This is a genomic window from Citrobacter sp. RHB21-C05 (assembly GCF_013889015.1).
GTDB lineage: Bacteria > Pseudomonadota > Gammaproteobacteria > Enterobacterales > Enterobacteriaceae > Citrobacter_A > Citrobacter_A sedlakii.
On the sequence record NZ_CP057611.1, the window covers coordinates 2139118 to 2159867 of the forward strand.

General features: G+C 55.2%; 20 protein-coding genes. 14 read left to right on the forward strand and 6 right to left on the reverse strand.

Features of this window, described 5'->3' with window-relative positions:
- Positions 1-66 precede the first annotated feature (66 nt).
- Positions 67-1506, forward strand: coding sequence for an aldehyde dehydrogenase (gene aldA, locus HVX72_RS10295; RefSeq protein ID WP_181823141.1), 1440 nt, complete (start codon positions 67-69; stop codon positions 1504-1506).
- A gap of 72 nt (positions 1507-1578) precedes the next feature.
- Here the strand turns inward: aldA and gap are convergent, their stop codons facing one another.
- Positions 1579-2580: a type I glyceraldehyde-3-phosphate dehydrogenase gene (gene gap / locus HVX72_RS10300; RefSeq protein WP_042283212.1), complete on the reverse strand. Its 1002-nt coding sequence runs from the start codon at positions 2578-2580 to the stop codon at positions 1579-1581.
- Positions 2581-2769: 189 nt separating this feature from the next.
- Here gap and cybB point away from each other — a divergent pair, with 189 nt between their 5' ends.
- From cybB to HVX72_RS10320, 4 genes are all read left to right on the forward strand, one after another.
- On the forward strand, positions 2770-3300 hold the full coding sequence (gene cybB, locus HVX72_RS10305; protein ID WP_060571241.1) for a cytochrome b561: 531 nt from the start codon (positions 2770-2772) through the stop codon (positions 3298-3300).
- A 191-nt stretch (positions 3301-3491) separates the two neighbouring features.
- The gene (locus tag HVX72_RS10310) at positions 3492-3767 is read left to right on the forward strand and encodes a metal/formaldehyde-sensitive transcriptional repressor (RefSeq protein WP_003833178.1); all 276 of its coding nucleotides are present in this window, start codon (positions 3492-3494) and stop codon (positions 3765-3767) included.
- Positions 3768-3800: 33 nt separating this feature from the next.
- Positions 3801-4919: an S-(hydroxymethyl)glutathione dehydrogenase/class III alcohol dehydrogenase gene (locus HVX72_RS10315; protein WP_181823142.1), complete on the forward strand. Its 1119-nt coding sequence runs from the start codon at positions 3801-3803 to the stop codon at positions 4917-4919.
- A gap of 166 nt (positions 4920-5085) precedes the next feature.
- A complete protein-coding gene (locus tag HVX72_RS10320; RefSeq protein WP_233459213.1) occupies positions 5086-6774 on the forward strand; it encodes a methyl-accepting chemotaxis protein in 1689 nt (562 codons plus the stop codon).
- A 62-nt stretch (positions 6775-6836) separates the two neighbouring features.
- On the opposite strand, the gene HVX72_RS10325 is transcribed toward HVX72_RS10320, so the two are convergent.
- Entirely contained in the window at positions 6837-7760 is a 924-nt protein-coding gene (locus HVX72_RS10325) for a LysR substrate-binding domain-containing protein (protein ID WP_060571238.1), read from the reverse strand.
- A gap of 125 nt (positions 7761-7885) precedes the next feature.
- Between HVX72_RS10325 and HVX72_RS10330 the strand changes: the two genes are divergently transcribed.
- Positions 7886-8779: a manganese-dependent inorganic pyrophosphatase gene (locus HVX72_RS10330; protein WP_181823143.1), complete on the forward strand. Its 894-nt coding sequence runs from the start codon at positions 7886-7888 to the stop codon at positions 8777-8779.
- A gap of 42 nt (positions 8780-8821) precedes the next feature.
- Here the strand turns inward: HVX72_RS10330 and pcaG are convergent, their stop codons facing one another.
- Together pcaG and pcaH are read right to left on the reverse strand one after the other, a co-directional pair.
- Entirely contained in the window at positions 8822-9442 is a 621-nt protein-coding gene (gene pcaG, locus HVX72_RS10335; RefSeq protein ID WP_060571236.1) for a protocatechuate 3,4-dioxygenase subunit alpha, read from the reverse strand.
- Positions 9439-10179, reverse strand: a complete 741-nt coding sequence (gene pcaH, locus HVX72_RS10340) for a protocatechuate 3,4-dioxygenase subunit beta (RefSeq protein WP_181823144.1) — start codon at positions 10177-10179, stop codon at positions 9439-9441. The genes pcaG and pcaH overlap by 4 nt, the downstream gene beginning before the upstream one ends.
- 237 nt (positions 10180-10416) lie before the next feature.
- Here pcaH and HVX72_RS10345 point away from each other — a divergent pair, with 237 nt between their 5' ends.
- The 5 genes from HVX72_RS10345 to rimL all read left to right on the forward strand — a co-directional run bounded on the left by HVX72_RS10345 (position 10417) and on the right by rimL (position 16260).
- Complete coding sequence (locus HVX72_RS10345; RefSeq protein ID WP_042283188.1) at positions 10417-11760, forward strand: VOC family protein; 1344 nt, start codon at positions 10417-10419, stop codon at positions 11758-11760.
- Between the two features lie 45 nt (positions 11761-11805).
- Positions 11806-13314 (forward strand): carboxylesterase/lipase family protein, encoded by a 1509-nt coding sequence (locus HVX72_RS10350; protein ID WP_181823260.1) that lies wholly within the window; start codon positions 11806-11808, stop codon positions 13312-13314.
- A gap of 220 nt (positions 13315-13534) precedes the next feature.
- Positions 13535-15190 carry a glucan biosynthesis protein gene (locus tag HVX72_RS10355; protein ID WP_181823145.1) on the forward strand — a complete coding sequence of 552 codons (1656 nt, stop codon included), beginning with the start codon at positions 13535-13537 and terminating at the stop codon, positions 15188-15190.
- A 161-nt stretch (positions 15191-15351) separates the two neighbouring features.
- On the forward strand, positions 15352-15582 hold the full coding sequence (locus HVX72_RS10360; RefSeq protein ID WP_042283183.1) for a YdcH family protein: 231 nt from the start codon (positions 15352-15354) through the stop codon (positions 15580-15582).
- Positions 15583-15714: 132 nt separating this feature from the next.
- Entirely contained in the window at positions 15715-16260 is a 546-nt protein-coding gene (rimL, locus tag HVX72_RS10365) for a 50S ribosomal protein L7/L12-serine acetyltransferase (protein ID WP_042283180.1), read from the forward strand.
- Here rimL and ydcK read toward each other — a convergent pair.
- Entirely contained in the window at positions 16252-17232 is a 981-nt protein-coding gene (gene ydcK / locus HVX72_RS10370; RefSeq protein WP_181823146.1) for a YdcK family protein, read from the reverse strand. The two genes, rimL and ydcK, sit on opposite strands and share 9 nt — an antisense overlap.
- 112 nt (positions 17233-17344) lie before the next feature.
- On the opposite strand from ydcK, the gene tehA reads away from it, so the two are divergent.
- The 3 genes from tehA to HVX72_RS10385 all read left to right on the forward strand — a co-directional run bounded on the left by tehA (position 17345) and on the right by HVX72_RS10385 (position 19754).
- Positions 17345-18349, forward strand: coding sequence for a dicarboxylate transporter/tellurite-resistance protein TehA (gene tehA / locus HVX72_RS10375; protein WP_181823147.1), 1005 nt, complete (start codon positions 17345-17347; stop codon positions 18347-18349).
- A complete protein-coding gene (gene tehB, locus HVX72_RS10380) occupies positions 18346-18942 on the forward strand; it encodes a tellurite resistance methyltransferase TehB (RefSeq protein ID WP_042283172.1) in 597 nt (198 codons plus the stop codon). Before tehA ends, tehB begins: the two co-directional genes overlap by 4 nt.
- A gap of 143 nt (positions 18943-19085) precedes the next feature.
- The gene (locus tag HVX72_RS10385; RefSeq protein ID WP_042283170.1) at positions 19086-19754 is read left to right on the forward strand and encodes a DUF3313 domain-containing protein; all 669 of its coding nucleotides are present in this window, start codon (positions 19086-19088) and stop codon (positions 19752-19754) included.
- Positions 19755-19792: 38 nt separating this feature from the next.
- Here the strand turns inward: HVX72_RS10385 and HVX72_RS10390 are convergent, their stop codons facing one another.
- Positions 19793-20686, reverse strand: coding sequence for a DMT family transporter (locus tag HVX72_RS10390; RefSeq protein WP_042283167.1), 894 nt, complete (start codon positions 20684-20686; stop codon positions 19793-19795).
- Positions 20687-20750: the final 64 nt, after the last annotated feature.

A 20750-nucleotide genomic window follows, 5' to 3' on the forward strand; every position in this document is an offset into this window, starting at 1 on the left:
GGCATGATTGATGTTTATTAACAACAATTTCACTTGTTAAAAACATTTCAATCACAGGAGTAGCGCATGTCAGTACCCGTACAACATCCTATGTATATCGACGGACAGTTTGTGACCTGGCACGGAGAAGCCTGGATTGATGTCATCAACCCGGCGACGGAAGAGGTGATTTCCCGTATCCCGGACGGGCGGGCGGAAGATGCGCGTAAAGCGATTGAGGCGGCAGAACGGGCGCAAATCGGTTGGGAAGCGCTGCCGGCCATTGAACGCGCAGGATGGTTACGCAAAATATCCGCTGGCATCCGCGAGCGAGCTAATGAGATCAGCGCGCTGATTGTTGCCGAGGGCGGCAAGATCCAACAGCTGGCGGAGGTGGAAGTGTCATTTACCGCCGATTATCTTGACTATATGGCCGAGTGGGCGCGCCGTTACGAGGGCGAGATTCTGCAAAGCGATCGTCCCGGCGAGAATATACTGCTGTTTAAGCGCGCGCTGGGCGTGACCACCGGTATCCTGCCGTGGAATTTCCCGTTCTTCCTGATCGCGCGAAAACTGGCGCCCGCGTTGCTCACGGGCAATACCATCGTGATCAAGCCGAGCGAGTTTACGCCGAATAATGCCATCGCCTTTGCGAAGATCGTCGATGATATTGGTCTGCCGCGCGGCGTCTTTAACCTTGTGCTCGGTCGTGGTGAAACAGTCGGACAGGAGCTGGCGGGGAATCCTAAGGTGGCGATGGTCAGCATGACCGGCAGCGTGACGGCGGGAGAAAAAATTATGGCCACCGCCGCGAAGAACATCACCAAAGTATGCCTTGAACTGGGGGGCAAAGCGCCTGCTATCGTTATGGACGATGCGGATCTGGCGCTGGCGGTGAAGGCGATTGTTGATTCTCGCGTCATTAATAGCGGGCAGGTCTGTAACTGTGCCGAGCGGGTGTATGTCCAGAAAGGCATTTACGATCGGTTTGTCACGCGTCTGGCTGACGCGATGAAAGCGGTTCAGTTTGGCAATCCCGCCGAGCGTAACGACATTGCGATGGGACCGTTGATTAATGCGGCTGCGCTGGAACGTGTGGCGCAAAAAGTGACGCGTGCGGTTGAAGAAGGCGCGAAAGTGGTGCTTGGGGGTAACGCGGTGGAAGGGAAAGGCTACTTCTATCCACCGACGCTGTTGGTGGATGTGCGCCAGGAGATGGCGATCATGCATGAAGAGACTTTTGGTCCGGTGCTGCCCGTCGTCGTCTTTGATACGCTGGATGACGCGCTGGCTATGGCGAACGACAGCGACTATGGCCTGACTTCGTCGATTTATACGCAGAATCTCAATGTGGCGATGAAAGCTATCAAGGGACTCAGATTCGGCGAAACCTACATCAACCGTGAGAACTTTGAAGCCATGCAGGGTTTCCACGCGGGCTGGCGCAAGTCAGGTATCGGTGGCGCGGACGGTAAGCACGGACTGAACGAGTATCTGCAAACGCAGGTGGTTTATCTCCAGTCGTAGCGTAAAGGCCGGGGTATTCACAGCGCGGGCGAGCAGAAGAAAAAAGGGCGGAGGAGCCTCTCCGCCTTGTTGTTAAAGCGTAACGTATTTTTCCAGCGTACGAACGAGTTGGGTGACGAATCCGTACTCGTTATCATACCAGGCCACGGTTTTCACCAGTTGCAGATCGCCCACCTCAGTAATCTCTGTTTGAGTGGCGTCAAACACGGAGCCAAAGTGCGAGCCGATAACATCCGATGAGACGATTTCGTCGTCGGTGTAACCAAAAGATTCGTTGTTATCGGTGGCCTGTTTCAGTGCGTTGTTCACCTCTTCGGCGGTAACTTTTTTATTCAGAATGGAGACCAGTTCCGTAACGGAGCCCGTCTTCACCGGGACACGCTGAGCATGGCCCTTCAGCTTGCCACTCAGTGCCGGGATCACCAGACCAATGGCTTTCGCCGCGCCGGTGGTATGGGGAATAATGTTTTCTGCTGCCGCGCGGGAGGCGCGCAGATCTTTTCCTCGGGGACCATCGACCAGTGACTGGGTGCCGGTATAGGCGTGAATGGTGGTCATGGTGCCCACCTGAATGCCAAAGCTGTCGTGGAGCGCTTTAGCCATTGGCGCCAGACAGTTAGTTGTGCAGGATGCGACCGAGACAATCACATCGCTTGCCTGCAGCGTGTCATCGTTAACGTTATAGACGATGGTTTTCATGTCACCAGCGGGGGCGGAAATCAGCACTTTTTTCGCCCCGGCATCAATGTGCGCCTGAGATTTCTCCTTCGAGGTGTAAAATCCGGTGCATTCAATGATAATTTCCGCGCCTTTGGCCTTCCATGGGATATTTTTCGCATCTTTTTCCGCATACACGGCAATCTCTTTGCCATCGACAATCAGCGCATCCTCGGTGAAGTCAACGCTCCACGGGAAAGGACCATAGTTGGAATCATGCTTCAGCAAATAAGCGAGGATTTTCGGCGAGGTGAGATCGTTAATGGCGACGACATCGACGTCGCTTTTGACCTCCAGTAAACGACGCAGTACCAGACGACCAATACGACCAAAACCGTTAATGCCAATTTTACTCATGGTTTACTCCTGTCAGGATGTAGCAGTGCGGTCTCTTTTTCCTTTCCAGGCTTAGTTCACTCTGGCGGGATGAGCAATCGCACTTCTTGCCGTTAAGCCTAACTGACTGAAAAACGATGAAGAAAAGTTAATGAATTTTTAACAAAAGCTCGCTATGTTGACGCTTTACGAATTTACTCAGGACGTATTATGGGCAATAAGTATTCAGGCCTGCAGATTGGAATTCACTGGCTGGTATTCTTACTGGTGATTGTGGCGTACTGCGCGATGGAGTTTCGTGGGCTTTTCCCTCGCAGCTACCGTCCGGTTATCAATATGGTGCATGTTTCATGTGGGATGAGCATACTGGCGCTGATGGTCGCGCGGCTCGTCGTTCGACTGAAATTCCCCGCGCCGCCGATTGAGCCAAAGCCTAAGCCGATGATGACCGGCCTGGCGCATCTTGGGCATCTGATCATTTACCTGTTGTTTATCGCATTGCCGGTGATAGGCCTGATGATGATGTATAACCGCGGAAATCCGTGGTTCGCGTTTGGGATGGTGATGCCGCATGCGGCTCAGGCCAATGCAGATGCCGTGGCTATGCTGAAATCCTGGCATATTGTGCTGGCGAATCTGGGCTACCTGGTCATTGCGTTACACGCCGCCGCCGCGCTGATGCATCACTATATGTGGAAGGACAATACGTTGCTGCGCATGATGCCCCGTAAGCGGGGATAAAAACGGACGCTGATCGTCGAACGCGCGGGGCTGGCGCGCTATGTAAGATGCTGGCTTTGATATTGTCTGCTGTACTTTTCGGCCCCGGTGGAGAAAAAGATCAACCGGGGCCTATGTCTTTCAGGGATCTCTTTATTTCAATGATGGCCTGTACCTGTTACTATACCCCCCTATAGTATGCAGGAGGGCCTATGCCGCATTCACCTGAAGATAAAAAACGGATCCTGACCCGCGTCAGGCGCATACGAGGGCAGGTAGATGCGCTCGAACGCGCGCTGGAGTCTGGCGAACCTTGTCTGGCAATTTTGCAACAGATTGCCGCTGTCCGCGGTGCGTCTAATGGTCTGATGGGCGAAATGGTTGAAATCCATCTCAAAGATGAACTGGTGAGTGGAGAAACCACGCCGGACCAGCGTGCTGTGCGAATGGCGGAAATCGGTCACCTTCTTCGCGCTTATCTAAAATAAACACATCACCTCGCAATAATAGGGAAGAGAGATATGAAATCACGTGCTGCCGTTGCTTTTGGCCCTGGTCAACCGCTTAAAATTGTTGAAATTGACGTTGCGCCGCCCAAAAAAGGCGAAGTACTGGTGAAGATTACCCATACCGGGGTTTGCCATACCGATGCGTTTACCCTGTCTGGCGACGATCCTGAAGGCGTGTTCCCGGCCGTGCTCGGCCATGAAGGCGGCGGTGTGGTGGTCGAGGTGGGGGAAGGCGTCACCAGCCTGAAACCCGGCGATCACGTTATTCCGCTTTACACCGCAGAATGTGGCGAATGTAAATTCTGTAAATCCGGAAAAACCAACCTGTGCCAGGCTGTACGCGCCACGCAGGGTAAAGGTCTGATGCCGGATGGTACTACCCGTTTCTCTTATAAAGGTGAACCCATTTATCACTATATGGGCACCAGCACCTTCAGTGAATACACCGTGTGCGCCGAGATTTCGCTGGCGAAGGTTAATCCCCAGGCACCGCTGGACAAAGTCTGCCTGTTGGGTTGTGGCGTGACCACCGGTATCGGTGCCGTACATAACACGGCGAAGGTAAAAGAAGGCGATACCGTTGCGGTCTTTGGGCTTGGCGGAATTGGTCTGGCTGTCATTCAGGGGGCGGTTCAGGCGAAAGCCGGGCGCATTATTGCCGTTGACACGAATCCGGAGAAATTCACCCTGGCGGGCGAGCTGGGTGCGACCGACTTTATTAACCCGAAGGACTACGATAAACCGATCCAGGACGTGATTGTTGACCTGACCGACGGGGGGGTGGATTTCAGCTTCGAATGTATCGGTAATGTCGATGTCATGCGCGCCGCGCTGGAATGCTGCCACAAAGGCTGGGGCGAGAGCATCATCATTGGCGTAGCCGGTGTGGGTCAGGAGATCAAAACGCGTCCGTTCCAGCTGGTGACTGGCCGTGTCTGGCGCGGTTCCGCGTTTGGCGGTGTAAAAGGGCGTACGCAGCTACCGGGGATGGTAGAAGAGGCGATGGCGGGTAAGATCCAGCTGGATCCGTTTATTACGCACCGTCTGCCGCTGGAACAAATCAACGAGGCCTTTGACCTGATGCATAAAGGCAAATCGATTCGTACCGTTATCCATTTCGGCGATAAGTAATCCCTTTGCCAGCGGAGCCTCCGCTGGCATTTTTCCTTTCTTTAGCAAAAATGTTGTCAAAGTGTGACGAGGTCAGCGCTTTTTGCGATAAGTAAACCTTCCTGAATGCCGATGACTATCTAACGGGCGTGTATCACGCATAAATCCAATAAGAGAGTCGACGGTCATGGACAACACATCATCGATGCAAGCACCGCATAAGCTGGGCTTCCTGCATCAAATCAGGCTGGTTCCGCTGTTTTCCTCCATTCTCGGTGGCATCCTTTTACTTTTCGCGCTGAGCTCCGGCCTGGCCGGTTATTTTCTGATGCAGGCTGACCGCGATCAGCGCGACGTCACGGATGAAATTCAGGTGCGAATGGGGTTATCAAACAGTTCTAACCATCTGCGTACCGCACGGATCAACATGATCCATGCCGGTGCGGCAAGCCGTATTGCCGAAATGGACGACATGAAGGCGAATATCGCGGCGGCGGAAAAGCGGATTAAACAGTCTGAAGATGGGTTTAATACCTATATGGCGCGGGCGGTGAAAACCCCTGCTGATGAAGCGCTGGATGGCGATCTGAACAGCAGTTTTCAGGCATACCTGGCCGGTCTACAGCCTATGCTGAAATACGCCAAAAACGGCATGTTCGAAGCTATCATTAATCACGAAAGCGAACAGGCGCGGCAGCTTGACGCCAACTACAACAAAATCCTTCTGAAGGCCATTGAGATACGCACGGCGCGCGCTACACACTTAAGCGAGCAGGCGCATCAACGCACCCGTTTAGGGGTAATGTTTATGATTGGCGCCTTTGCGCTGGCGTTACTGCTGACGCTGATGACCTTTATCGTCCTGCGTCGCACCGTGATTCGTCCGTTACAACATGCCGCCCAGCGCATTGAGCAAATCGCGGCGGGCGATCTCACCATGCAGGATGAGCCGACAGGTCGCAGCGAGATTGGCCGTCTGAGCCGCCATTTGCAGCAGATGCAGCGTTCGCTGGTAAACACCGTCGGCGCGGTGCGTCAGGGGGCAGAGGAAATCTATCGCGGCACGAGCGAGATCTCCGCAGGCAATACCGACTTGTCGTCGCGTACCGAGGAGCAGGCGGCGGCAATCGAACAGACCGCCGCCAGCATGGAACAACTGACCGCGACGGTAAAACAAAACGCCGACAATGCGCACCACGCCAGTAAACTGGCGGAAGACGCGTCTGGTAAAGCCAGCCGTGGCGGCCAGATGGTGTCCGGCGTCGTGCAGACAATGGGCAATATTTCCACCAGTTCGAAGAAGATTTCCGAAATTACCGCCGTGATTAACAGCATTGCGTTCCAGACGAATATCCTGGCGCTCAACGCGGCGGTTGAAGCCGCCCGCGCCGGTGAGCAGGGACGCGGGTTCGCCGTTGTCGCCAGCGAAGTGCGTACACTCGCCAGCCGTAGCGCCCAGGCGGCAAAAGAGATAGAAGGCTTGATCAGCGAATCGGTGCGTCTTATCGATCAGGGGTCTGGCGAAGTGGTGGCGGCGGGGAACACCATGACCGATATTGTCGACGCGGTGAAACGGGTGACCGATATCATGCTGGAGATTGCGGCGGCGTCGGATGAACAAAGTCGCGGCATCGTCCAGGTAAGCCAGGCGATTTCCGAGATGGATAAAGTCACTCAGCAGAATGCGTCACTGGTGGAAGAAGCTTCTGCCGCCGCCGCGTCACTGGAAGAGCAGGCCGCACGACTGACGGAAGCCGTAGGCGCGTTTCGTTTACAGAGCGGAAGCGGCGTCACGCGGACGATAACGGCCCGCCGCGCGCCGGAACCTGTTCCGACGCCGGTCACGGCTGGCACAGACAACTGGGAAACCTTCTGACGGTTATCAACCACGGGCCGGATAGGGCGCATTCACGCCGCCATCCGGCCAGGCGGTTGCGTTCATAGCGGCATGGATTTACGAATCGCGCCTATCAGCGTTTGCGCGCCGGAAGAAAGCGGTGAGTCCACGCGGGTAAGAATACCAATGGGCTCGCCCGCGCCCTGGGTCGGCACCGGCAGGGAGACCAGTGTCGCCTGGCGCAGATCTTCTTTCACCGCCCCGGATGGCACAAACCACACGTAGTCGTAGTCGACGGTAAGCTGGCGCGACAGCGAGGCCGAAAGCGTTTCGATACAGCCGGTGGGCAACTTGCAGCCCTGGCTTTGCAATAACGCCTCGGCGTTTTGCCGTGGCACGGTGCCTTTCGGCGACACCACCACGGGCCATTCCATGACCCGACTGAGAGTGACATTTTCCTGCAATAGCGGATGGCCGGGGCGGACAACCAGCTTTAATGACTCGAGAAACAGCAGTTCGTAGTTCAGGCCGCTCATCAGTTCCGGATCGGACATCCGGCCAATGCCGATGTCAATCTCGCCGGATTTCAGTCCCGCCAGCAGCATAGTGTTATTCATGGTGGCCACCTGCAGGGTGGTCTCTTTTTGCTGTTGATGAAACGGGCCAATCACCGCAGGCAGGATACCCAGCGCAGCGGTGGGCAGCGCGCCGATTCTCACTACATCATTGTTTAGACCTTCTTTACGGTTTAGCGCCTGTCCGGCCGTATTAAGCGCATCAAGCACTTTTACCGCATGGGTCAGAAACTGCTCCCCCGGAAGGGTCAGTTGGGCGCCAAGTCGTCCGCGTTCAAACAGGCGGGTTCCGGTCAACTGCTCCAGCTCGTTCAGCGTTTTTGACAGCGCGGGCTGGCTGAGGTTAAGGGTTTCGGCTGCACGCCCCAGTGTTCCTTGTTGAGCGACAGCGACAAATGTATGAAGATGGCGCAATCGGATGCGCTGACTGAACAAACTATTTTTTTCCATAAGCGATGTTAAAAACAGAGCCGTGCCGGTGACAAGTAAAGTTGTTTGTTTTTGATAACTTGATTGCAAAATATAATTAACATTTAACTCATTTAAGTAACAGCGATTTCTCTGCGGAGGGGAAAATGATTCATGTCATAGGCCACCTTAATCCAGACAGCGATGCGATATGCTCGGCGTATATGACCGCGTGCTGGCTTCAGATGCGCGGCTTACCGGCCACGGCCTGGCGTCTCGGCGAACCGAATCGCGAAACCCGCTTTATCTTCGAACAGGCGGGGCTGGACATGCCGCCGTTGTTGACCCTGCCGCTCACCGGGCTTGACGTCTGGCTGGTAGACTTTACGGAGCCATCACAAGGGCCGGAAACCCTTCAGTCCAGCAATGTTGTTGGCATTATTGACCATCACCGACTGGGCGGGCTAATGACCCGCCTGCCGCCGGAGGTGTGGATTAAACCGGTTGGTAGCAGCGCCACATTGCTGTGGCAGTTAATGACGCCACAGCACAGGGCGCAGGTCACTTCCGCGCAAGCGCAATTACTGCTGGGCGCCCTGTTAAGTGACACTGTCACGCTAAGATCGCCCACGACCACTGACGACGATCGTCAGGCGGTAGCCGAACTGACGGAACAGGCAGGCGTGACGTTAAGCGCCTTTAGTGAGGGATTATTAAGCGCGAAAACCAGCGTGGAAGGCTTAACCGCCAGCGCGCTTCTGCAAAAGGATATCAAGCGCTTCACTCTTCATGGGTTACAGGTCAGCGTCGCGCAGATCGAGCTTTACTCTCTGGATCAGGTATCCGGCGTGCTGGAAGCCCTGCGAGGCGAGATGGCGGAATACGCTACCCGCAGCGGCGCGGATCTGGTGGCGCTGATGCTGACCGATATTAACGCCGGGCATTCGCAGCTGTGGTTTGCCGGTTCACATCAGCCGGCGCTGTCGCAGCCCGTGACGGTCGAGGGTATGCTGAGTCGCAAGAAACAGATGTTGCCCTGGCTGGAGAAGCATCTGGCCTGATGCAAAACGTCAGCGGGCTGAAGCCCCAGCCCGCTGCTACCGTTAAACGTCAAAAAAGACCGTTTCTTTTTCACCCTGCAGATGAATATCAAAGGTATAGACCGTCTCGTCGCCGCGCTGAACACGCCGGGCAATGAGCGTCTGGCGGCGAACTTCCCATTCGATCAGGTTTAGCACCGGGTCGCGCTGGTTCGCCTCAGGTTCATCGGCAAAGTACATCCGGGTGTGCAGGCCAATATTGATGCCCCGGGCGACAATCCACAGGTTAACGTGCGGCGCCATGACCCTGCCGTCACGCCCGACGACGCATCCCGGTTTGATGGTTTCAAAGCGCCAGACGCCGCTGTCGAAGTCGGAACAGGCGCGTCCCCAACCGCGGAAATCAGGGTCAAGTTTCTTATCTTCCTGATGGTCGGCTGGATGGTTATACCGTCCGTGGGCATTGGCCTGCCAGATTTCCAGCAGCACATCGCGCACCGGTGTGCCGGAACCGTCGATCACCCGGCCTTCAAGGGTAATGCGCTCACCTTCGGTATGGCTATTGGTCAGCGTGGCGCTGACGTTTTTCTCAAAGATATGAAAGCCTGCCGCGTCCGGCGCTAACCCAATATGCACATACGGTCCCGCCGTTTGTGAGGCGGTTTCCGGTAAATAATCTTTCATCGTGCGACCCTCTGAGTCCGGTTTTCAAACAGTGTGGCGCGCTGGCCTCGCAGCACCAGATCGAAACGGTACGCCAGACAGTCCAGCGGAACGGCGGCGTGTGTGTCCAGTTCGGCAATCAGGGTGCGAACAGCGTCGTCGTTGTTGAGGGTTCTGACAATGGGACACTGCCTGATAAGCGGGTCGCCTTCAAAATACATCTGGGTGATCAGACGCTGGGCGAAGGCATCGCCGGACAGTGAAAAATGAATATGCGAAGGACGCCAGTCGCTGGCCTGATTACGCCACGGATAGGGACCTGGTTTGATGGTGCGGAAAAAATAGTAGCCGTTTTCATCGGTTAACACGCGTCCGCAGCCGCCAAAATTGGGGTCGATAGGCGCGAGATACTGATCTTTCTTGTGGCGGTAGCGGCCACCCGCATTCGCCTGCCAGACCTCAACCAGCGTATTTTTCATCGGACGACCGAAGCCGTCACGAACATAGCCATGGACAATAATACGTTCGCCAATCGGTAAACCGTCTTTGGCGTAATTCATGATCAGGTCGTTGTCCAGCGGACCCAGATCGCTATCGCTGAATACCGGACCGGTGATTTCCGATAATGAGTTTTGCAAAGAGATCAGCGCATTGCGCGGCGAACGCAGCACGCTGGTTTTGTAGCCAGGGGCAAAGGCCGGCGGATGGCTGTTGTAGTCGCGATGAATGACCTCGCGGGCGAAACGGTTATCTTGCATAGCGGGCTCCTGTACGGGTAAGAGAATTATTGTTTTCAGGTCGCCTGTCAGAGTTTCTGTAAATACAATGTTAATTAAAAGTGAATTTATGTCGATTATTACATAGCCGTGAGTTATAGAAGGGGGGGCGCAACGCGACGGGCCGAGTTTCGGCGGGATCACACTTTGTAAATTCTTCCCCACGGAATGAACGGCCTTTTCTACACTCCAGGTAACATTCACTGGAGACATGACATTATGGCGAACAGCATCACGGCAGATGAGATTCGGGAACATTTTTCGCAAGCAATGTCAGCGATGTACCAGCAGGAAGTTCCGCAGTACGGCACGCTGCTCGAACTGGTCGCTGATGTCAATCTGGCGGTACTGGAAAATAACCCCACCTTGCACGAAAAACTGGCTAACGCCGACGAACTGGCCCGCCTGAACGTAGAACGGCACGGGGCGATACGCGTCGGGACGGCAGAGGAACTTTCCACGCTACGGCGCATGTTTGCGATCATGGGCATGTTTCCGGTCAGCTATTACGATCTTTCTCAGGCTGGCGTACCGGTGCATTCGACGGCGTTCCGGCCCGTCGATGACGCCTCGTTATCGCGAAACCCTTTCCGGGTCTTTACTTCGCTGCTTCGCCTGGAGCTGATTGAAAATGCGGCGTTACGTCAGCGCGCGGCGGAAATCCTCGCCCAACGTGATATTTTTACGCCGCGTTGCCGGGAACTGCTTGATGTCTGGGACAAGCAAAACGGTTTCGACGCGGCACAGGCGCAGGAGTTCGTCGAGGAAGCGCTGGAAACGTTCCGCTGGCACCGTCATGCTACCGTTGACGCGCAAACCTATCTGGCGCTGCATAATGAGCACCGACTGATTGCCGACGTGGTCTGTTTTCCTGGCTGTCATATTAATCATCTCACGCCGCGCACGCTGGATATTGACCGTGTACAGGCGATGATGCCGGAATGCGGTATCGAACCCAAGATACTGATTGAAGGCCCGCCGCGTCGCGACGTGCCGATCCTGCTGCGCCAGACCAGCTTTAAAGCGCTGGAAGAACCCGTGTTGTTTGCTGGCGAAAAGCAGGGCACACATACCGCGCGCTTTGGCGAAATTGAGCAGCGTGGGGTGGCGCTGACCGTCAAAGGACGGCAGCTTTATGACGCGCTACTCCAGCGCGCCGGGACCGGGAAAGACAATTTGACGCATCAATTGCATTTGCAGGAGGTGTTTAAAGCATTTCCCGACAGCGAATTCCTGTTGCGCCAGCAAGGGCTGGCCTGGTTTCGCTATCGACTGACGCCGACGGGCGAAGCACATCGTCATGCCATTCACCCTGGTGACGACCCGCAGCCCCACATTGAACGCGGTTGGGTGGCGGCGCAGCCCATTACCTACGAAGATTTTTTACCGGTCAGCGCAGCGGGCATTTTTCAGTCAAACCTGGGAAATGAAACCCAGGCGCGCCGTCATGGTAATGCCAGCCGCGACGCTTTTGAGCAGGCGCTGGGATGCCCGGTGTTGGATGAGTTTACGCTGTACCAGGAGGCGGAGGAGCGCAGTAAACGGCGTTGCGGCCTGCTTTAATCAAGGTATGCTGTAGGAATTTGCAATTACCGGGTAAACATGGACATGGTAAATCCCACTATTCCGCTGGCCGATACCGTACAGGGAAAACTGATCGGTGTCGTTGAGAAAGACATTCATATCTGGCGCGGTATTCCCTATGCCGCGCCGCCGGTCGGCGAACGGCGCTGGCGCGCGCCGCAGCCGGTCACCCCCTGGTCCGGTACGCGTCAGGCTGATACGTTTTCCCGTGCCAGCTGGCAGGACATCGAATACTGTAAAGCGCTGGGCGGCGGCGATCCGGGCGCGTTCTCTGAAGACTGTCTTTACCTAAACGTCTGGTCTCCTGCCGGGCGGCGCGCACCGCTGCCAGTGATGGTCTGGCTTCATGGCGGCGGCTATACCCTGGGCGCTGCAAGCCTTCCACCGTATGACGGCCTTGCGCTGGCGAAGCGCGAGGTTGTGGTCGTCACCGTCAATTACCGTCTGGGTCACCTGGGCTTTTTCGCCCATCCGGCGCTGGAAGGGGAAAGCGATGAGCGCGTGAATAATTTTGCGCTGCTCGATCAAATCGCCGCGCTGCGTTGGGTACAGGAAAATATCGCTGCGTTTGGCGGCGATCCGCAGAACGTGACGCTGTTTGGTGAATCCGCAGGCGCGCGCAGCGTACTTTCCCTTTTGGCGTCGCCTAAGGGCAACGGCCTGTTTCACAAAGCGATTGTGCAGAGCGGTTACACCTTACCGGATACGCCGCGCGAGATTGCCCTTGAAAACGGCATTGCGCTGGCGGGGCACTTCGGATTGCAAAACGCGACGGCTGAACAGCTGCGTGCGATTCCGGCAGAGGCTTTCTGGCCGCTCGGCGCGCCGTACAAAATCGCCCCGACGCCGATCTCTGGCGACGCCGTGTTGCCCGAACCGATGCTGGATGTCTTTTTTGCGGCGAAGCAGCATCCGGTCCCGCTGATGATCGGTTCCAACAGTGACGAAGCGAGTGTGATGGCCGTTTTCGGCGTCGATCTGGCTGAACAAATCCAGAAACTGCGCCGCGAACGCAGGCTGGGTCTCGGCCTGATTAAATTGCTCTATCCCGGCGTGAAAGGGGACGAAGAGTTGGGGCGTCAGGTGTGTCGCGACATGGCCTTTACCGCGCTCGGCTATGTGGTGATGCAGGCGCAGCAGCGGGTAGGAGAACCCTGCTGGCGCTACTGGTTCGATTATGTGGCGGAAGCCGAGCACGATACCTACGCCAACGGCGCGTGGCATGGCAACGAGGTGCCTTATGTGTTTGATACCCTCACGCTCGCCGAGCCTGCGCGAGACTACGTGAATGAAAACGATCTGGCCTTCGCCGCGCAGGTCGCCGACTACTGGGTCAACTTTGCCCGTCACGCCAGCCGTACCTGCGATACGCTTCACGGCCCGGTACGCTGGCCTGCCTGTATCAAAGGGCGCGACCGGCTGCTGCGAATCGGCCTGAACAAGCGAGCGGGTTTCAAGATTGAAAACCGGTTTATGCGCGCGCGTCTGGCGCTGTTTAAGCGAGTCATGACCCAACACGTCAGTCTCGACTAGCTTTGCAAAAGTTGAAGGTCGCGAGAAGCAAGTTTACATGGGAATCAGTCAGTTCCGATCGACAGAAAATATTTTACGTTTTGCTCAGATAATCAGCGGCCAACAATTGGATTATTAATGAAATTTGTCTAGAGTGAGCGGTCAGAATTATGCTTCCTCTTGCCGCTGTCGAGCGCCAGCGCGGGACCATTCACGAGACCAGAAGGACTGATTTTCAGGTATGAATCGCAGACGATTTATTAAAGGTTCAATGGCAATGGCCGCCGTGTGCGGTACCGGCGGTATTGCTTCACTCTTTACCCGCGCCGCATACGCAGCCGAATCAGATATCGCCGACGGGCAAACCGTGCGGTTTGATTATTCGGTGCTGCAATCCATGGCCCACGATCTCGCGCAGAAACCGTGGGGCGGCGCGCCACGCGCGTTGCCGGACACCCTGGCGAATCTGACGCCTCAGGCTTACAACAGCATTCAGTATGACGCCGCCCAGTCGCTGTGGAATAACGTCGAGGGCCGCCAACTGGATGCCCAGTTCTTCCATGTGGGGATGGGTTTCCGTCGCCGGGTGCGCATGTTCTCTGTCGACGCCGCCACGCATATGGCGCGTGAAATCCACTTCCGCCCGGAGCTGTTCAAATATAACGACGCGGGCGTGGACACTAAACAGCTTGAGGGCCAAACCGACCTCGGTTTTGCCGGTTTCCGCGTATTCAAAGCGCCGGAACTGGCGCGACGTGACGTCGTGTCATTCCTTGGCGCCAGCTATTTCCGCGCGGTGGACGATACCTATCAGTACGGCCTGTCTGCCCGTGGTCTGGCGATTGACACCTACACCGACACGAAAGAGGAGTTCCCGGACTTTACCGCTTTCTGGTTTGATACAGTGAAGCCGGGGGCCACCACGTTTACCGTGTATGCGCTGTTAGACAGCCCAAGCATTACCGGCGCCTATAAATTCGTGATCCACTGTGAGAAGAGCCAGGTGATCATGGACGTGGAAAATCGCCTGTACGCCCGCAAGGACATCAAACAACTGGGTATTGCGCCGATGACCAGCATGTTCAGCTGCGGCAATAACGAACGCCGCATGTGCGATACCATTCATCCGCAGATCCACGACTCTGACCGACTGGCGATGTGGCGCGGCAACGGCGAATGGATCTGTCGCCCGCTGAACAACCCGCAAAAATTGCAGTTTAACGCCTATACCGACAACAACCCGAAAGGCTTCGGTCTGCTGCAGCTGGATCGGGACTTTAGCCACTATCAGGACATTATGGGCTGGTACAACAAGCGTCCGAGCCTGTGGGTGGAGCCCCGTAACCAGTGGGGCAAGGGCACCATCGGGCTGATGGAGATCCCGACCACGGGCGAAACGCTGGATAACGTGGTCTGTTTCTGGCAGCCGGAAAAATCGATCAAGGCGGGAGATGAACTGACGTACAAATACCGACTGTACTGGAGCGCGCAGCCGCCGGTTCGTTCGCCGCTGGCGCGCGTGATGGCTACCCGTACCGGTATGGGCGGATTTCCGGAAGGCTGGGCGCCGGGCGAGCATTATCCGGAAAAATGGGCGCGTCGTTTTGCCATTGATTTCGTTGGCGGCGATCTGAAAGCTGCGGCGCCTAAAGGCATTGAGCCGGTGATTACGCTTTCCAGCGGCGAAGCGAAGCAGATTGAAATTCTCTACGTCGAACCGTTCGACGGCTACCGCATCCAGTTTGACTGGTATCCTACCTCTGATTCGACCGAACCGGTGGATATGCGCATGTTCCTGCGTTGCCAGGGCGAGGCGATTAGCGAAACCTGGCTGTATCAGTATTTTCCTCCCGCGCCGGACAAGCGTCGCTATGTCGATGATCGCGTGATGCGTTGATCCTCGCGACGCCCTTTGCAAGGCAAGGGGCGTCAGCGTTTCCCCGAAATATCTGTACAAGAACTAAACACGATCCCGTTCGCATTTTTCCCTGACTCAAATGAGTAAGCTGAAGATGTGTATTTCTTATACACGCGTTTGTTCACTAACAGGGAGAGCGTATGTTTCCAGAATACAGAGATCTGATTTCCCGACTGAAAACCGAGAACCCTCGCTTTCTGTCTCTTTTCGAAAAGCACAATAACCTTGATCACGAAATAGCCAGGCTGGAAGGCGCCGATGGTCGGGGATACAATCTCGAAGTCGTTCGCCTTAAAAAACAGAAACTCCAGCTAAAGGACGATATGCTCAAAATATTACAGAAAGAGAGTGCTAACGAGAGTCAGGTATAACCGCTCCCGTTCTCTGAAAAGGGCTTCCCACGCATCGGGAGGCCCTTCTTGTTTTGGCTAAGTGTTTGCATTACCGCTGAAAAATCTGCTAAACAGAATGCTGGGCGGCGGTACGGCAAAACAGGAGTCAATATGACAGAAACAATCAACGCGGGCGAGAACCTGCAACTGCAGGCGGTTGCGGAGCATCATATTGCGCCACTGCATCAGCTGGTACGCAAAAACAGCGCCTGGCTGCAGCAGTCGCTGAACTGGCCTGCGTCAGTGCGCGAGGAAGAAGACACGCGTAAAAGCGTGCAGGGGAATATCCTGTTGCATCAACGCGGCTATGCGAAAATGTACATGATTATGGCCGGCGATGAACTGGTGGGCGTGCTGTCGTTTAATCAGATTGAGCCATTAAATAAAGCGGCTTATATCGGTTACTGGCTGGATGAGTCGCATCAGGGAAAAGGCACGATGTCACGCGCGCTTCAGGCGCTAATGCGCCACTACGCTGAGCGCGGCGAGGTGAGGCGCTTTGTGATTAAATGTCGGGTGGCCAATCACGCCAGTAATCAGGTTGCCCGGCGCAACGGCTTTGAACTGGAAGGCTGTCTGAAACAGGCTGAATACCTGAACGGCCGCTATGACGACGTGAACCTTTATGCCCGTATTATCAGCGCGTCATCAGACTGAGCCAACCAGCGGGGTGCGGGTGATATACTGCTCGCCGTGGTAGACTTTGGGGCCACGCAGATGAATGGCCTCATCGCCTGAAGCCTCGATAATGGTTGAACCGCCAATATCCACGTGATTTTCGATCACTACTTCGCCGTTAATACGCGCATCGCCCTCAATCAACACGTGATCGTCAAGTAATATCGGGCCGCCGCACAGTCGCGCCTTTCCACCCACCATCACGTGATGTTTGAGCACGCAGTTGCCTTCTACCGTCGCCTGTTCGGCAACCTGCGAACTGTAGCGTAGCGTGGGGATCGCGTCTTCCTCGAAACCCGCGATAACGCGCGCGTGACCGTATACTTTGGCGCAATCACACAACCAGACGTTATTTTCAGCGTTGCCTTCAACAAGCGCGAAATCAAACACTTCGGCCCGGTGTTCGATAAACGCATGGGTGACAATGGCGTCCCCATAGATTTGCGCCTGATGTACAATCTGCGAATGAGCAACCGTTGCACGATCGTAAATCTGTAAACGTTGATCGCATTCGGTCGTCATTCCCCGCGCGGCAAAAATTTCTGACTGGTGCAGAATGCGTGCATCGCCGGACAACCGACACTCACCGCGTACGGTGGACGCCTGAACAGTGACGTTGTCACTTATTTCAGCGCCGTGACTTATCTCCGCGTGGTCTATCCAGACATTATCGCCAATACGTGCGCCGTCGCGAATGACGCAGGGCTGGGTGATGCGGGCGTTTCCGCTGATTTTAGCGCCAGAAAAAACCAGCGAATTTTCATCATAGATCCAGCACGTGCCCTCCTGAGACAATGCGCTTTCGTGATCGAGCCAGCCGCCGACATCGCCGGCTTTGACATCGTTGAAGTCAATCAGGGCGATAATCTGGCGCAAAAGGACATGCTGTTTCCGATCGTTTTCCTGATAGCTGAAGGCGCGCGGGATCTCATCAAGGCGGTATTTTTGCATACAAGGTATCCGTGGTTTCGCTCACTATAACCGTAGCAAATTTTACGCCGCTGGCTAAACGCAGAGAAATTACATAAAATGCATTTCAAATATACTTTATAAATTAAACAAAATGCGTAAAGAAAAAGCAGGTGATTGTGTTCTGAATTTGCCCGCCGGCTATTTTGGCATGGTGCTGGGGACTATTGGGATGGGCTTTGCCTGGCGCTATGCCAGTCATATTTGGGCCGTCAGCCACTGGATTGGCGACGCGCTGGTGATCCTGGCGATGGTGATATGGGGACTGCTGACGCTGGCATTTATGACCCGGCTGGTGCGTTTTCCGCACAGCGTGATTGCGGAAATTCGCCATCCGGTCATGAGCAGTTTTGTCAGCCTGTTTCCGGCGACCACAATGCTGGTCGCTATCGGGTTTGTTCCCTGGAGCCGGCCGCTGGCGGTGGCGCTGTTCAGCATAGGCGTGGTGATCCAACTGGCCTATGCCGCCTGGCAAACGGCGGGGCTGTGGCGCGGCGTACATCCACAAGAGGCCACCACGCCGGGGTTGTATCTGCCGACCGTCGCCAATAATTTTATCAGCGCGATGGCCTGCGGCGCGCTGGGCTATACCGATGCCGGTCTGGTCTTTCTGGGCGCGGGGGTCTTTTCGTGGCTCAGCCTTGAGCCGGTGATCCTGCAGCGCCTGCGTAGCGCCGGAGAACTCCCCACCGTACTGCGGACATCTCTTGGCATTCAACTGGCGCCCGCGCTGGTGGCCTGTAGCGCCTGGCTTAGCGTTAACGGCGGCGAAAGCGATACGCTGGCGAAAATGCTGTTTGGCTATGGCCTGCTTCAGTTGCTTTTTATGCTGCGGCTGATGCCGTGGTATTTGTCACAGCCCTTTAATGCCTCCTTCTGGAGTTTCTCGTTCGGCGTGTCAGCGCTGGCCACGACAGGGCTGCATCTCGGTCATGCCAGCGAGTCCGGTTTTTTCCACAGCCTCGCCGTGCCTTTATTCATCTTTACGAATGTTATTATTGCATTATTGCTGGTCCGTACGTTCGCGTTACTGGTGGAAGGTAAACTGCTTATCCGCACTGAACGTTCGGCGCTGTTAAAAACTGAGGATAAAAAATGACCCTTCGCGACGAACATTACTTTACTGAAAAATATGATTTAACCCGCACCCATTCTGAAGTGCTGGATGCTGTCAGGGTGGTTAAGCCGGGTAAAACGTTGGATTTGGGCTGCGGCAATGGCCGTAATAGTCTGTATCTGGCGGCGAACGGTTTTGATGTGACCGCATGGGATAAAAACCCGATGAGCATCAAGAATGTTGAGCGTATTAAAGCGGCCGAAGGGCTGGAGAATCTGCAAACCAACGTGGTGGATCTTAATGCTCTACGTTTTGACGGCGAGTACGATTTTATCCTCTCGACCGTGGTATTGATGTTCCTTGAGGCCAACACGATCCCGGGGCTCATCGCTAACATGCAGCGTTGTACTAAACCGGGTGGGTATAACCTGATCGTCGCGGCGATGGATACGGCAGACTATCCCTGCACCGTTGGTTTTCCGTTTGCCTTCAGGGAAGGGGAACTGCGCGACTACTACGCAGGTTGGGAGCAGCTGAAATACAATGAAGATGTCGGTGAGCTACATCGTACCGATGCGAACGGCAACCGGATTAAGCTGCGTTTTGCCACCCTGTTAGCACGCAAAATGGCGTGATGCCGGAAGGATGAGTACGCCATTTATTTCTGGACAAAAAAGGGTCGGTAAAGTGTGGTTTGCTTACCATTTTTAATGCAACATAAATGATTTCCCTTTGCTATTATTGCGCATGCATATGTGCACATTTAAGGGATCGTTTCATGCGTACTCGTACTTTTTTCAGCGTTGCTATGCTTGCAGGGTTACTGACCTTATCCGGTTGTGCGTCAAAAATCACACAACCGGAAAAATATTCTGGCTTTTTAAAGGATTACTCCAGCCTCGAGGAAACGACTTCGGCATCAGGACAGCCGGTGCTGCGTTGGGTTGATCCTGACTATAATGCCGCCAATTACGACAGCGTTGTCTGGACGCCCATCACGTATTACCCGGTACCCAAGCCGAACACGCAGGTCGGTCAGAAGGTCCTCGACGAGTTGTTGAATTACACCAACACCAAAATGAAAGGCGCCATTGCGCAGCGTAAACCTCTGGTGACCACGCCTGGCCCGCGTAGCCTGATCTTCCGTGGCGCCATTACCGGTGTTGACGCCAGCAAAGAAGGGTTGCAGTTCTATGAAGTGGTGCCGGTTGCGCTGCTGGTGGCCGGAACGCAAATGGCGACGGGACACCGTACCATGGACACCCATCTCTACTTTGAAGGCGAATTAATCGACGCGGCGACCAACAAGCCTGTTATTAAAGTGGTTCGCCAGGGCGAAGGGAAAGATCTGAACAACGAAAGTACGCCGATGGCGTTTGAAACGCTTAAGCAGGTCGTGGATAACATGGCCACCGACGCCACCATGTTTGAAGTTCGCCAGAAATAACGCCGTTCTTCTCGCGCCATCGCCCGATGGCGCTGTGACTACGCCAGCCGCCGACGCAAAAGCGCTGGCGGTTTTGCGAACATCACCAGATTGCCCAGTAAGATCAGCGCCAGCCCCACGACCGCATTCATCTGCCAGACATAGCCTTCGTAGAAAGTGGAGATCGACAGCGCGACCAGCGGAAACAGCAGCGTACTGTAAGCGGCGTTGCCGGGGCCGATACGCCCGACCAGGGTGAAATAAGCGCCAAAAGCAATCACCGAACCAAAAACCGCCAGATACAGCAGGGCGCCCAGGTAACTGACGGTCCACTGCGGCATAAAACTGTCGCCGCGCAGCAGGGCGATGATGGCAATCAAAAGCGTGCCGTACAGCATTGCCCAACTGTTCGTGGTCATGATTTCCAGCCCGTTCTTTTGATGTCGCAGGCTGATCATATTACCGAGTGAAAAGCCGAAGGTGCCCAGTGCGCTAAGTCCAATTCCCCAGAGCAGTTCCTGGCTAAAGCCGCTGCCGACCAGATCCTGCCAGAACAGCGTCACGATCCCCGTCAGCCCCAGCGCGGCAGCGGCAAAGAAGCGAGCTGGCGGCTTTTGTGCGAAGAAAATAAAGCTGTTCACCGCGTTAAACAGCACCGCCATAGAGAAAATCACCGATTCCAGCCCCGTGTTGATCCACGCGGCGGCGGTATAAAAACACCAGAAGTTAAAACAAAAGACACATGCGCCCTGCAACAGACAGAACAGATGGTCGCGGGGCGTCAGTTTGCGCAGTTTGCCCCGCACCAGAAGAATGACCATCATCAGCGCCGTCGCTACGGCAAAACGCCAGAAGATAGACACCGGGGCGGCCACGGGGCCCTGTTGCAGATAAATGGCGATCCACGTCGTGCCCCAAATCATTACCACCAGACAGTACAACAATGCATTCATCACGTTTTACCTCTTATCAAACGATGACTCACTGTCACAAAGTTGCCGGGAATGCGCTTTCATC